This is a genomic window from Clostridium sp., assembly GCF_032576335.1.
In the GTDB taxonomy this organism is placed as follows: Bacteria; Bacillota; Clostridia; order Oscillospirales; family Acutalibacteraceae; genus Faecalispora.
This window is the reverse complement of the sequence record NZ_JAWFXC010000002.1, coordinates 23,911-37,213: the sequence shown is the minus strand read 5'-3', so window position 1 is coordinate 37,213 and position 13,303 is coordinate 23,911. Positions and strand designations below refer to the sequence as shown.

Here is a 13,303-nt window from a genome sequence, read left to right as displayed (position 1 = left end):
ACCTTTCCTTTTCTCCAGTTTTGTATTAAAATGTAGAAAACCGCCGTGAAAGGATACGCCGAAAATGACAAAGAAGCAATTAGCCGTTTGTGCCGTGGAAGCGATGAAAAAGGAATACCCGGATGCCATCTGTTCGCTGGAATACCGTGACCCTCTCCAGCTACTGATTGCAACCCGGCTTTCCGCGCAATGCACCGATGCACGAGTGAACCTCGTTACCCCTGCATTGTTTGCGCGCTTCCCCTCATTAGAAGCCTTTACGCAGGCTCGCGTGAAGGAGATTGAAGAGCTGATTCGCTCTTGCGGGCTGTATAAAACCAAGGCGCGCGATATTCTTGCCATGTGCCAGAAGCTGGCAGAGGATTACGACGGCATTATCCCCGACACGGTAGAGGAGCTAACAAAGCTACCGGGTGTAGGCAGAAAAACCGCAAATTTGGTCGTGGGGGATGTTTACCACAAGCCCGCCGTAGTGACCGACACTCACTTTATACGCATCACCGGGCGGCTTGGGCTGACCAAAAGTAAGGTTCCGCTTCAGGTTGAAAAAGACCTTCGGGCAGTATTGCCACCGGAGGAATCGAATGATTTTTGCCACCGGCTGGTTTTACACGGCAGAGCGGTGTGTCAGGCACGAACGGCACATTGCGAAATTTGCTGTATGAACAAATTTTGCAAAACCGGTTTAGCCGAAGAAAAAAAGAAAAATAAATAAGGCATTTTGCAAAATAAACTTGAAAAACAAAAACCCCCGTGCTATAATTAACAGCGTTGAAATTACCAGTGATTTCATCTTGTTTTATAGCATTTATGGGCCCATAGCTCAGCTGGGAGAGTGCTGCGTTCGCAATGCAGAGGTCAGGGGTTCGATCCCCCTTGGGTCCACCAAATCAAGAAAAACCGAACCTGTTAAAAACAGGTTCGGTTTTTTATTTTACTTTGTTTTTTGAACTTAGAATTACACTTGTACACTTTGAATCCATTATTAAAAAAATTTTATTTCATTTACGTAATTATAGCGTTTATTCGTGTATATTTTACAATATTAGATATTTTTATTCCTAATTAATCTAAATTATGGTAATATTATCATTGGGAGGGATGTAATGTATTGTAAAAATTGCGGAAATCAAATTACAGACGACAGTAAGTTTTGTTTTAATTGTGGTACCCCCATCGAAATAACGAAACCGGAAGAAGTTGAAACACAAAAACCTGACGACCTAGTAGACCCAGTTATAAATGAAGGAAAAGAAGAAAAGGGTTGTACTTCCAGTCTATTCTTCTTATTTTTCACCCCATTTTTAATTTGTATTGGAATTGCACTCTTAGTGAATATTATTACTGCAATAATTACACCTGATTCAACTATACCAGCAAATCAGGCTAATGCAAGCTCTAATTCTATTCCTAGTTCTACTTCATTGAATTCAGCAGCAACATCAAGCCAAATGAGTGAAGAGAAGGCCTATGCAATTCAATTTGATGAATTTATCATGAACACAATTTTAGGTTCTAATGAGGCATTAGAAGACTTAGATAATTATATTAACGCATATTCAGAGAATAAAATCAGTGCTTTAGAAGCATATGAAGCAGCAAAAAACACCAAAGAACTTATGAATACTTTAAATAAGACAATCTGGGACATAAGAAACAGTAAAACTGGTGCGTATATTGGTGTCGCGCAGGAGTTCCTTATAAATGGAAAATTTAAGGCAGAAAATATGATGAAATATCTGGATAAAAACGAAGTAAAGTACTTATCTGAAATGAAGCAAAATGACTTAAACATTTACAATTCTTTTAAAAAATTGATGCTTCAAAGAATTAGTTATTTGCAGTCTCAGGGTTTTAGCGATACGGAAATAAATGAAATTATACAAAAGACCCCTAGTTCAACGAGCAGCAAATAAAAACCAATTGTCCGCTTTGCTAAGAGTATAAGCTTAATGAAATGAAATCTAAATTAGTAAAATTCGCTATTGCCAATTTCCAGAATAGAATGATGTGATGCTTGTAATCGAATCTTAGAGGGAGTAGCTTCCCGTATTTATACGGGGCTCAAAGTCGTCATTTCGGAGAAATCCCGGCTTTGACAGCGTTTCGTTTCGTGAGACTCTACAGTTAGATTTTTTAATCTAGCCGTGGGGTCTTTTTTATTACCCATTTTTAGGGAAAAGGAGGGGAAAACCACTTTGTTCACCCGAATAATAACTGTTTTTCAACAACTGCTATCCCCTTCTGTGAACTCAATTTGTACGACTATTTCCCTCTAATCATCCTGATATCACGAAAATTAATTCCGCACCAAAATAAAGAAATAAGGAGAATGACGAATGAACAACTTTCACCAACAAATCATGGATTCGCTTAAAGTAGATACCTAAGGCCTGCACGATGCAAAAGTAAAAATTCAACGTAAGCTGGAAAGCACTCTGGTCATTCTCGCCGTTGTGGTAATCAACACCAACCTCGGTACGGTTCAGCATCGAAAGGCGGAGCAGGCCTTAAAAAGTCTAAAGGCTCCTTCCTCCCCCATTTCCAAGGTGTTGCGAAACAGAAGAAAATGAGTTATCGAAAGGTATCCACTTAAAAGAAATTCTTGGGTAAGGTAAACTTGGGAACAATCAGCTGATGATTTTATAATCAAAATTCCAACCGTACTGTTGGCATTCGGTTTTATTTCTTTGCAATATTTCATGCATTTTTTGGATATGCGGTTGAAACTCTTTTGATAAAGTATGTTCACCCACAATTTCAACCATTTCTGCTTCGCAATCACTCCAAAGAAGATCCCAAAAGGCATCCCAATTTTTTCCATACCACTCTGGGAAGTTAAAAGCAATACGAATCCGTTCCTGTAGCTCCCCTAAATATTTACAGTCTGTTAAATCCAACACAATAGTTTTCACTTCATTCACAGCGGCTTCCTCCTCTAAATAATTTCTAAAAAGGTCTCATAATGGTCATAGGTTACAAACAGTAGACCGTCGTTTGACCAGAGCAAGCGGTGCATGTTCCGTTTTCCACTATAATAATTAATATCTGCTTCCCACCAAATGCGCCCAGAGGAGGGAGGTAGATGACCATCGTCATTTCTATATATTCCCCCTGTAATCATTTTTCCAGGTGCAAATTTAGCAGGGGCTTTCCCTTTTTTCCAACCTAAAAATCATATTTCTTCTTTTGAATTATAATGATCGGGTAAAGTGACATAGTATTTTATCCACCAATCTATTCCGTTTTCTCCATCTTTTGTTGCGTTTCCCGCTAGCACAGCTTGCATTGCTTGAACAGTACATCGGCAGCGCAGGTGGACAGGAAGCTCCTCTGAGGGAGTGTCGATCATATCATATATTTTACCGTGCATATCACGGCAGGTAAAGCAGGTTTTTAAATCCAGCTTTGCAACCCAGTGCTTCCAAGTTTTACTAAGAATTGTTGGTGGGTTGTAAGTGTCTAGAAGCCCTTTCAAAAAAGTAGAAATGTGTTCCTGTGGTAATACATACCCAAACGCTTTTTTACATACATGGTTCTCACCTCTTCATAAAATAAAGGAAAATATCCTCTTTTTATAAAGCTCAAAAACAGTAAAACTTGTATTGGAAAGAGCAAGTGATAGGATTTATTTTGAGTGTAGCACAGAAAAAGAAAGAATCCAATTGATACCTCAATCAGATTCCTTGCATAATCCTTTGCCAATGTACGCTTGACTATAATCATAACCTTAAAGAAACGAAACCTGAATTTAAAATTCGCTATTGACAATTTCCAGAATAGAATGATATGATACTTGTAATCGAATATTAGAGGGAGTAGCTTCCCGTATTTATACGGGGCTCAAAGTCGTCATTTCGGAGAAATCCCGGCTTTGACAGCGTTTCGTTTAGTGAGACTCTACAGTTAGATTTTTTAATCTAGCCGTGGGGTCTTTTTTATTACCCATTTTTAGGGAAAAGGAGGAAAAAACCGCTTTGTGCACCCGAATAATAACTGTTTTTCAACAACTGCTTTCCCCTTCTGTGAACTCAAATTGTACGACTAATTCCCTCTAATCATCCTGATATCACGAAAATTAATTCCGCACCAAAATAAAGAAATAAGGAGAATGACGAATGAACAACTTTCACGCAAAGATGCCACAACAAATCATGGATTCGCTTAAAGTGGATACAAAAGGCCTGCACGATGCGAAAGTGAAAATTCAACGTGATAAATACGGGTTTAATGAGTTAGAAGAAGCCGCCACAAAAAGTGCTTTTCAAATTTTCTTTGAGCAATTCAAGGATTTTCTTGTTTTAATCCTACTTGCCGCCGCAACCATTTCTGCATTCCTCGGTAAGCTGGAAAGCACACTGGTCATTCTGGCAGTTGTGATGATTAACGCCATCCTCGGTACGGTTCAGCATCGAAAGGCGGAGCAGTCCTTAAAAAGCCTGAAAGCGCTTTCCTCCCCCACCGCCAAGGTGTTGCGAAACGAAAAGAAAACGGAGATTCCATCCCGTGAGCTAGTCGTTGGGGACATCTGCTATTTGGATGCAGGCGATTCTATCAGCGCAGACGGGCGGATACTCGAATCCTACAATCTGCAAGTGAATGAAAGCTCCCTGACTGGTGAATCCGAAAGCGTGATCAAAACAACGGATGTAATTGACAAAGAGGAAATCGCCATCGGCGATAGAAAGAACATGGTGTTTTCCGGCAGCTTTGTTACCTATGGCCGGGCAGTGGTTCTCATCACCAACGTTGGCATGAATACCGAAATTGGTAAGATTGCTCATTTGCTCGAAAGTGCCAAAGAAAAGAAAACGCCTCTTCAAGAGAGTCTCGACAACTTTGGCAAGAAGCTTGCCCTGCTTATCCTTATCCTTTCTGCCTTTGTGTTTTCACTGGATGTCTTTCGAGGCAATGACCTTATGAACGCATTTCTGTTTGCCGTCTCTCTTGCGGTAGCGGCTATCCCGGAGGCACTTAGCTCCATTGTGACCATCGTGCTTGCTCTCGGAACACAGAAAATGACAAAGGCAAATGCAATTATCCGCAAGCTGCAAGCTGTGGAAAGCCTCGGGAGTATCTCGGTAATCTGTTCCGATAAGACAGGAACCCTAACACAGAACAAAATGACCGTACAAAAGCTGTATGTAGATAACAAAGTAACAGAGCACAATCAGCTGAACCCGGAACATGATTTGGAGAAAAAGCTGGTACTCATGTCTCTGCTATGCAACGACGCAGTCACCATAGAGAAAAAAGAAATTGGCGACCCAACGGAAATTGCCCTTGTGAATCTCGGCGACTTATATCATCTGGATGAACTGCTGGCACGAAAAAGGTACCCGCGCGTTGCCGAGCTGCCCTTCGACTCGGAGCGCAAGCTAATGAGTACGTTAAACACGTGGGACGGTAACCCGCTCATGATTACAAAGGGCGCTTTGGATGTACTTCTTGCAAGGTCTGTTAACCTGCTAACCTCCGACGGAGTTCAGCCACTCACAGAGGAACACAAGCAAAGTATTGAAGCCATGAATCGGGAGTTTTCCCAAAATGGGCTGAGAGTGCTTGCTTTCGCCTGTAAGGAGTTTTCATTTAACCGAGAGCTTGTAGTGGAGGATGAAAATAGCCTAACATTTGTAGGGCTCATCGCAATGATGGACCCACCCAGAGCGGAATCTGCACAGGCGGTGGCAGACTGCCTGCGTGCAGGTATTAAGCCTGTTATGATTACCGGTGACCACAAGATAACTGCTTCCGCTATTGCAAAACAGATTGGAATATTAACCGACGATGCACAGGCAATCGAAGGCTGTGAACTGGAACATATGTCGGATGAAGTTTTGAAACAGCGCGTAGAAAATATCTCCGTTTATGCCAGAGTATCCCCCGAGCATAAAATTCGAATTGTGAGGGCTTGGCAGGAAAAAGGCAAGGTGGTAGCCATGACCGGTGACGGAGTGAATGATGCACCCGCCTTAAAGCAGGCAGATATTGGGATTGCCATGGGCATCACCGGCACGGAGGTTGCAAAAGATGCAGCCGCTATGGTGCTCACCGACGATAACTTCTCTACCATCGTTCGAGCGATTTCTAACGGCAGAAGCATTTATGCAAACATTAAGAATGCCATTCAGTTTTTGCTCTCCGGCAATACCGCAGGAATTCTTTCTGTGCTTTACGCTTCCCTACTGGCACTTCCTAACCCCTTTGCTCCCGTACACTTGCTATTTATCAATTTGGTAACGGACAGTCTCCCTGCCATTGCAATTGGACTTGAACCACACAATGAAACCGTGATGAAAGAACGCCCTCGTGACCGCAACACTCCCATCTTAGATAAACACTTTGGTTTTGAGGTATTGCTGGAGGGTCTGCTCATTGCAATTGGAACCATGCTCGCATACTATGTCGGCTTGTCAGCCGGCGGAGCGGATACCGCACGTACGATGGCGTTTGCCATACTTTGCCTTTCTAGGCTTCTTCATGGATTTAACTGTAGAGGCAAAGATTCCGTATTCCGCTTAGGTGTTTTCTCGAACAGATTTATCTGGCTCGCTACTGCAGTTGGCTTCTTGATGTTGTTTGCTGTATTGACATTTCAGCCGCTTATGGGACTATTCGAAATCACACCGCTTACCGGAATGCAATACGCAGTTATCTTAGGGGTATCACTCTTACCACTTTTATTAATTCAATCCTACAAATTGATCTCAAAAAGAAAAGGAAATAAGCAGTAAAAATAACTTAAGTTGTCATTATGTCTTAAGTGGAGTGGCATGAAAAACAAGCCTATAAGGCCGTAAGAAAAGCCAGCGTCTTAAAGACGCTGGCTTTTACTTTGTTCATGGCTCATCGGGATCGTTGCAATTTCTTCCAACATTTCAATGAACGTAAATTATGTATATATAAGAAATTAATAATTGACAAAACATTTAGAGTGTATATAATAAAAGTAAACTATCAGTTTACTTAACAACACAGCTATGTAAGAGGTGATTATTTTGGGTTATACCAAACGTAAAGAACAGGAAAAAGAAATCAAGCGGAACGATATTATTGATGCAGCAGAACGCGTTTTTTTCTCAAAGGGCTACGAACAAGCAACCATGGATGAGGTAGCTAAAGAGGCGGAATACAGTAAACGAACTATCTACGTCTATTTTAACAGTAAAGAGCAAATATACTTTGAGATTATGATAAGAGGCTATCACCTGCTAATCGATAAGATTGAAAAAGTCCTTGCTAATAATCCGCCACAAAATGCTCTGGACGATTTGCGCTCTATTTTTTTCACCTTTTTCGAGTTTCATCAAGAGGAACCAGCTTATTTCAAAGCCATAATGGAATACGAAACAAAAGAATCCATTGAGCAACCTGGCAGCGAACAACAATCCGAAGCAGAGTGCTACCAGCTAGGAGAACAGCTTTTTGGGTATTTGTACAAGGCTCTTCAAAAAGGAACGGAGGAGGGTACCATAAAGGATGGACTGGATAAGGAGATAACAGCTCTATCTCTATGGGCATGCACAATTGGAATTTATAACACAGCAGATAAAAAAGGCGCTTACTTGAAAAAGTATCACCAAATTGATACACAGAGCTTTGTAACCGAATCCTTTCATTTATTTTTACACTTAATTTTAAGAACGGAGTAAAACAGAATGAGAAAAAAATGGAACGTACGCAAAATATGGAAAGCAACAATAGCAGGAATTACCAGCCTATGCGTTCTTCTAATAACCATACTATTCTTTGTAAGCGGAGGTTTTATGAAACAGTCTTATTTGGAGCCTTGGTCAAAAGACTATGCCGCACAGTTTGATGACCCCAGAGTACGCCTTGCCGCAAATGGTCTGCTTGCAGCGAGTAACCATAATATGCAGCCTTGGAAAATAAAGCTCGACAGCACGAACGCGATGGTGTTTTATCTATATGCAGACAGCTCTCGTCTAACGCCCGCAGTCGATCCGTACGCACGCCAATTCATGATTTCTCAGGGTACATTTATGGAATATGTTGCTGTCGCCGGAAAAAATCAAGGCTTTCAAACGGAGATTCAGCTATTCCCCTATGGGGATTACGACGAAACAAAACTCAAAAATAGCATAGATCAACTTCCGGTAGCTAAAATTACACTCACAAAATCTTCTTTTGCTACCGATTCACTCTATGATTCTATTTTTCTGCCAGATACAAACCGAAATGAGTATCTCCCCGATAAACTATCTGTAACGCAAAAAAATGCCCTTATCGCTTTGTGCAATACAGAACCTATTGCCATTCAAATATATGAGGATGCCGAAAATAGAAATCGAATCGGAGAATTTGCGCTACAAAGTGCATTAATCGAAGCCGAAACCAATCGCGTAATGGAAGAATCCAGTCTAATATTCCGTTCCAATGAATATCAAAAAAATCAATATCGCTATGGTTACTCAGTAGAAGGTCAGGGCATCTCCGGTTTCACAAAACACATTATTCAAGGTTTGGTAACGCTCTTTCCTTCCATGAATACAGGAAAATCCGCTTCACAAAATATGATTCGTTCCACCAAAACCTCCATTGATAATACTCCTGCTTATGCACTGATTGTATCAGATGGGAACACCCGCAAAGAGCAGGTAAAAAGCGGAATGCTGTATAGTAGGATGGTGCTTACCGCACACACATTGGGTCTGACTGTGCAGCCATTGAGTCAGGTTCTGGAGGAATACCCCGAAATGCAAGTCCCCTACGACAAATTTCGTCAGGCATATGCTCCGAACAATGGTACCGTTCAAATGTTGATTCGTGTTGGCATTCCTACTAAGCCAATTCCGCAAAGCCTGCGTCAAGATGTGATGAGTTTCGTAGAAACGCAGTGACAAACTCGCTCTCCTATTTCGTTTACTGTTTCTACCATTTTTTTATTGCGTTTTATGCCATGCTTCTTTCAGCAAATTAACCGCAATCTCCATTTCTTCTGTTTTCAGGCTGGCAAAGCCGAGCAGCAGTAAACTATCTTGGTACTGTTGTGGCAACGCAAAATAGTATTGCGTTACGCCAAATACTCTTACTCCCTGCTTCAATGCAGCTTTAATCAAATCTGCTTCTTCCCAACCGTTATTCACACGCAGAAGGAAGTGCAGCCCAGCGGAGTCTCCCCGTATTTCAGCTTGTGGAAGCTTTTCATGTATTGTGGCAACAATTGCCTCTCTCTTTTGCTTATACAGGTTTCGCATACGGTTTAAGTGGCGCTCAAAATAACCCTCATCCATAAACCGGCATAAGGTTTTTTGGTCTATTTTGGGAACAGGACAAATATAGAAACGAAGATTTTTCTCATACTCACTGAGCAAGTGAAGTGGTAAAACCATATAGCTTACACGTAAAGCAGGTGAAAGTGATTTGGAGAAGGCACCCATATAGATAACCCGCCCGGTCTCATCCATCCCCTGCAAAGAGGGAATCGGCTTGCCGGAGTACCGAAATTCACTGTCGTAGTCATCCTCAATCAAGTATCGTTTCGGTGCTTCGTTTGCCCAGTTGAGCAGTTGAATCCTCCGGCTAACTGGCATAACCATACCAGTTGGAAATTGGTGTGACGGTGTTACGCAGGCCACATTCGCAAGGCTTTCCCGCAGGGAGTCTGGTCGCATTCCACTATCATCCAATTCAACTGGCTGGCAATTTGCACGGTTGCTCTTAAATATCATATTCAGCTTCTCATAACCGGGGTTTTCAATTCCATATACAAAATTGGTATCAAATAGCTGAATCAGCAACTGCAGTAAGAACTCAGTTCCCGAGCTAATAATAATTTGCTCGGCACTGCAATTTACCCCACGCGAATAATGCAGGTAATGAGCAATGCTTTCCCTTAAACTACGGTCACCCTTAGGGTCACCCGCCTTGAGTAAGTCACGATCATATTCGTTAATTACTTCTTTGGTCAGTTTTCGCCAAATAGAAAAAGGAAAGCTGTCGTGGTCTACCCCTTGGTACGAGAAGTCGTACCGGATACTCCCTCTTTCACGAGCATGTAGATGCTCTTTTTGGGGCACTTCTTTCATGTGCAAAATGTTCCCTAAATCGGCTACATAGTAACCGCTTTTTTCCCGGGAAATAAGGTACCCCTCGGCCACCAGTTGATAGTAAGCCGCCTGAATGGTATTTTGGCTGCAATGCAAATAGGAAGAAAGCTGCCGTTTGGATGGCATTTTCTCATTTTTCTTGCAATTACCGCTAATAATTTCCTGTTTAAAATAATCGTATAGCTGCTGAAATAACGGAAGCTCCGATTGTTTGTTGAGCTGCAAATTGATTTCATTCATAAGACCGCCTCCCATCTGGTACCATTAAATTTTCCATATCTGACTCTTTTTACACAATCAATTTCCTTTTATAATAGAGCAAACTTACAAATCTTGCAAGTTTTCGATTTACTAGACGAAAAGGAATAAAGGAGGCAGAGTTCATGAACAACCGATATACCTTAAACAAAAACTTAGCCCAAATGCTAAAGGGCGGCGTTATTATGGATGTAACAACACCCGAACAGGCCAAAATAGCCGAAGAAGCCGGTGCGTGCGCCGTTATGGCGCTGGAGCGAATTCCTGCGGATATTCGTGCAGCAGGTGGCGTATCCCGCATGAGTGACCCTACCATGATTCGCGGCATTCAACATGCAGTTAGCATTCCAGTTATGGCAAAGGTTCGTATCGGGCATTTTGCCGAGGCTCAAATTTTGCAGGCAATTGAGATAGATTACATTGATGAAAGCGAAGTACTCTCCCCTGCCGATGACCTTTACCATATTGATAAAACTAAATTTGAAGTTCCATTTGTTTGCGGAGCGAAAAACTTGGGGGAAGCCTTACGCCGTATTGCCGAAGGCGCCTCTATGATTCGTACAAAGGGTGAACCCGGAACAGGTGATGTTGTGCAGGCAGTGCGCCACATGCGCCTTATTCACCGGCAGATTCGCGAGATTCAAAACACCCGTGAGGATGAGCTATTCCATGCAGCGAAGGAGCTGCAGGTACCCTATGACCTTGTTCGCAGCGTGTTTGAAACCGGGCGTTTGCCGGTCGTGAACTTTGCCGCCGGCGGCATTGCAACGCCAGCTGATGCAGCACTTATGATGCAGCTTGGCGCAGAGGGCGTGTTTGTTGGCTCGGGCATTTTTAAATCTGGCAACCCCGCCAAACGTGCACGCGCGATTGTGCAGGCAGTTACCAATTACAACGACCCCAAGCTTTTAGCAGAACTTTCGGAAGATTTGGGAGAAGCAATGGTTGGCATTAACGAGCAGGAGATTGAACTGCTTATGGCGGAGCGCGGCATATGAAGGTTGGAGTTCTAGCTCTGCAAGGTGGGTTTGCGGAGCACATTGCTGCTTTGAACAAGCTGAACGTTCCCTATGTAGAGATTCGAAAGAAAGAGGATTTTGACGATACTGTGGAGGCACTGATTCTTCCTGGCGGGGAAAGCACGGTGATTGGCAAACTGCTGCACCAAACCGGACTATTTGCACCCATTCAAGAAAGAATTCAAAATGGAATGCCGGTATGGGGAACGTGTGCCGGGTTAATTTTATTAGCCAATCGAATTTCAAATGAGGAACACCCTTATTTAAAAGGAATCGATATTACGGCATGCCGAAATGCCTATGGCCGCCAATTGGGAAGCTTTGAGGCACAGGAAGAATTCCGCGGGATTGGTATTTTGCCAATGACCTTTATTCGTGCTCCTTTTATTGAATCCATTGGCAAGGGGGTCACCCCTCTATCATTCTTTAACGGAAAAATAACTGCTGCGGAAAATGATACAATTCTAGTGACAGCCTATCACCCTGAACTGACAGACAATACGCGTATACTAGAGTATTTTCTTCAAAAAGCATGTAAGCGCATTTGACTAAAGAATGCCTTCACAGCGGTATCTACGTCTGCAGTTCCTTTTTTTGAAAAGAAAGGACTTGTGTCCATTGAATTCGAATCAACAGTATTGTAAACACCGTTACGAAGTTGGGTACTCCTTTCGTTTTCCCAACATCTTTTTTCGCAGTGTTCCTTGCGACCACTGCGGCCATAGCATCACTCTTACTTGGCCTTGGCGCATTTTATTTATTGCAGTAAATATAATTGGTTATATTTTATCCTATTGTATTGCAGACTCTGTTGCTATACCAATCTACGGGTTTACACTCCCAGTTTCATTTCTTATTTTTGTTGCACTTATTATTATCGTGCAATGGATTAGTGGATTTATTTTAAAATTCGCATCTTGGAAAGAAGTAAAAGAATCGCATTCATAAGGCTTTCTATTATAAAAAAGGCTCTGTTCCAATGGAACGGAGCCTTTTATTTTATATTATTTTAGAAAGAAAGTACAATTCCACCATCATCCGCGTAAACCGTGCTCAGGCCGCTTGCCTGAAAGATGATTACCTCTTTAAATGTAAACAGGCTTTTAATTTTCTCACACAGTTCCTCTGCTTTCGCTCTTGCATCTACATGTGTAATCGCTAAAACAGTTTCTGTCATATTAACTGCATCGCGCCGAATGAGATTCATTAGCTTTTCCATTGCCTGCGCTTCACCGCGAGCCTTATCTTTCAGCTCGAGAGTACCTTCTTTATTCGCACCGAGGATTGGGATTATGTGCAGCACTTTGCTCATAATAACCTGAATGCCTTTAATTCTGCCGTTCTTCTCTAGGTTATTTAAGGATACAGGCACAAATAAGGTTTGCAAGTTTGCAATGTACTGGTTCATGCGAAGTAGTATCTGGGTGCTTTCCATCTGCTGTTCCAGCATACGCTTGAGCTGGAGCGCAACCAGCGTTTGTCCAGCCGCAGCAGTTTTGCTGTCTATTACATACACCTTACTGTCGCTACCCGATTCCTCCAGCATTTGCTTGGCTGCCATTGCACTTTGAAAGGAACCGCTTAGGCGAGAGGAGATTGTAACCACATAATTAACTGCACAAGTTTTATACGCTTCCAAATAATCATGCAAAGAGGGGCAAGCGGTAGAGATTTTACGTTTGCTGGCTTTCATTTTACGAATTAATTCGTCGGAATCCAGACCTTCGTCTGTTAAAGCCTCATCATCTATTAAAAGCTGAAAGGGAATCCGCTTCATTTCACTGGGATCACCAAACACCTCTTCATTAAAATCTACACAACTGTCTACAATGATCTGATACTCCACTGGGCTTTCCTACCTTTCCTTGCCTGACACAGGACATGATACTGATATATTCTAGTTTACCACTAAATAAGTAAAACATCAATTAGTAATTTCCATAATCAAATGTAAAG

At 42.1% G+C, this 13,303-nt stretch carries 12 protein-coding genes and 1 tRNA gene; 8 read left to right on the top strand and 5 right to left on the bottom strand.

The genetic code is table 11. The features are described from left to right. Positions 1-64: 64 nt before the first annotated feature. From nth to E7L17_RS02195, 3 genes are all read left to right on the top strand, one after another. Positions 65-715 carry an endonuclease III gene (gene nth, locus E7L17_RS02205; RefSeq protein ID WP_316321639.1) on the top strand — a complete coding sequence of 217 codons (651 nt, stop codon included), beginning with the start codon at positions 65-67 and terminating at the stop codon, positions 713-715. 97 nt (positions 716-812) lie between these two features. Next, positions 813-888, top strand: a tRNA-Ala gene (locus E7L17_RS02200). A 218-nt stretch (positions 889-1,106) separates the two neighbouring features. Next, positions 1,107-1,916: a zinc ribbon domain-containing protein gene (locus E7L17_RS02195; protein ID WP_316321638.1), complete on the top strand. Its 810-nt coding sequence runs from the start codon at positions 1,107-1,109 to the stop codon at positions 1,914-1,916. A 714-nt stretch (positions 1,917-2,630) separates the two neighbouring features. On the opposite strand, the gene E7L17_RS02190 is transcribed toward E7L17_RS02195, so the two are convergent. From E7L17_RS02190 to E7L17_RS02180, 3 genes are read right to left on the bottom strand one after another with little or no spacing between them, the layout of a single operon-like run. Then, positions 2,631-2,924 carry a barstar family protein gene (locus tag E7L17_RS02190; protein WP_316321637.1) on the bottom strand — a complete coding sequence of 98 codons (294 nt, stop codon included), beginning with the start codon at positions 2,922-2,924 and terminating at the stop codon, positions 2,631-2,633. Positions 2,925-2,938: 14 nt separating this feature from the next. After that, positions 2,939-3,124 carry a ribonuclease domain-containing protein gene (locus tag E7L17_RS02185; RefSeq protein WP_316321636.1) on the bottom strand — a complete coding sequence of 62 codons (186 nt, stop codon included), beginning with the start codon at positions 3,122-3,124 and terminating at the stop codon, positions 2,939-2,941. A 51-nt stretch (positions 3,125-3,175) separates the two neighbouring features. Beyond that, a complete protein-coding gene (locus E7L17_RS02180; RefSeq protein ID WP_316321635.1) occupies positions 3,176-3,478 on the bottom strand; it encodes a hypothetical protein in 303 nt (100 codons plus the stop codon). 640 nt (positions 3,479-4,118) lie between these two features. On the opposite strand from E7L17_RS02180, the gene E7L17_RS02175 reads away from it, so the two are divergent. The 3 genes from E7L17_RS02175 to E7L17_RS02165 all read left to right on the top strand — a co-directional run bounded on the left by E7L17_RS02175 (position 4,119) and on the right by E7L17_RS02165 (position 8,861). Further along, positions 4,119-6,734 carry a cation-translocating P-type ATPase gene (locus E7L17_RS02175; protein WP_316321634.1) on the top strand — a complete coding sequence of 872 codons (2,616 nt, stop codon included), beginning with the start codon at positions 4,119-4,121 and terminating at the stop codon, positions 6,732-6,734. Between the two features lie 264 nt (positions 6,735-6,998). Continuing rightward, on the top strand, positions 6,999-7,652 hold the full coding sequence (locus tag E7L17_RS02170; RefSeq protein WP_316321633.1) for a TetR/AcrR family transcriptional regulator: 654 nt from the start codon (positions 6,999-7,001) through the stop codon (positions 7,650-7,652). Positions 7,653-7,766: 114 nt separating this feature from the next. Next, positions 7,767-8,861 (top strand): Acg family FMN-binding oxidoreductase, encoded by a 1,095-nt coding sequence (locus E7L17_RS02165; protein WP_316321632.1) that lies wholly within the window; start codon positions 7,767-7,769, stop codon positions 8,859-8,861. A 42-nt stretch (positions 8,862-8,903) separates the two neighbouring features. On the opposite strand, the gene E7L17_RS02160 is transcribed toward E7L17_RS02165, so the two are convergent. Further along, complete coding sequence (locus E7L17_RS02160; RefSeq protein ID WP_316321631.1) at positions 8,904-10,310, bottom strand: PLP-dependent aminotransferase family protein; 1,407 nt, start codon at positions 10,308-10,310, stop codon at positions 8,904-8,906. Between the two features lie 143 nt (positions 10,311-10,453). Here E7L17_RS02160 and pdxS point away from each other — a divergent pair, with 143 nt between their 5' ends. Both pdxS and pdxT read left to right on the top strand, forming a co-directional pair. Continuing rightward, positions 10,454-11,326 (top strand): pyridoxal 5'-phosphate synthase lyase subunit PdxS, encoded by an 873-nt coding sequence (gene pdxS, locus E7L17_RS02155; RefSeq protein ID WP_316321630.1) that lies wholly within the window; start codon positions 10,454-10,456, stop codon positions 11,324-11,326. Continuing rightward, positions 11,323-11,895: a pyridoxal 5'-phosphate synthase glutaminase subunit PdxT gene (pdxT, locus tag E7L17_RS02150; protein WP_316321629.1), complete on the top strand. Its 573-nt coding sequence runs from the start codon at positions 11,323-11,325 to the stop codon at positions 11,893-11,895. The genes pdxS and pdxT overlap by 4 nt, the downstream gene beginning before the upstream one ends. A 461-nt stretch (positions 11,896-12,356) precedes the next feature. Here the strand turns inward: pdxT and E7L17_RS02145 are convergent, their stop codons facing one another. Continuing rightward, complete coding sequence (locus tag E7L17_RS02145; RefSeq protein WP_316321628.1) at positions 12,357-13,193, bottom strand: DegV family protein; 837 nt, start codon at positions 13,191-13,193, stop codon at positions 12,357-12,359. Between the last annotated feature and the right edge of the window lie 110 nt (positions 13,194-13,303).

Excerpts from the sequence above, each read along its gene's own strand:
- pdxS (WP_316321630.1), top strand. The coding sequence starts at position 10,454 with ATGAACAACCGATATACCTTAAACAAAAACTTAGCCCAAATGCTAAAG.
- nth (WP_316321639.1), top strand. The coding sequence starts at position 65 with ATGACAAAGAAGCAATTAGCCGTTTGTGCCGTGGAAGCGATGAAAAAG.
- E7L17_RS02185 (WP_316321636.1), bottom strand. The coding sequence starts at position 3,124 with ATGATTACAGGGGGAATATATAGAAATGACGATGGTCATCTACCTCCC.
- E7L17_RS02195 (WP_316321638.1), top strand. The coding sequence starts at position 1,107 with ATGTATTGTAAAAATTGCGGAAATCAAATTACAGACGACAGTAAGTTT.
- E7L17_RS02165 (WP_316321632.1), top strand. The coding sequence starts at position 7,767 with ATGAAACAGTCTTATTTGGAGCCTTGGTCAAAAGACTATGCCGCACAG.
- E7L17_RS02160 (WP_316321631.1), bottom strand. The coding sequence starts at position 10,310 with ATGAATGAAATCAATTTGCAGCTCAACAAACAATCGGAGCTTCCGTTA.
- E7L17_RS02175 (WP_316321634.1), top strand. The coding sequence starts at position 4,119 with ATGAACAACTTTCACGCAAAGATGCCACAACAAATCATGGATTCGCTT.
- pdxT (WP_316321629.1), top strand. The coding sequence starts at position 11,323 with ATGAAGGTTGGAGTTCTAGCTCTGCAAGGTGGGTTTGCGGAGCACATT.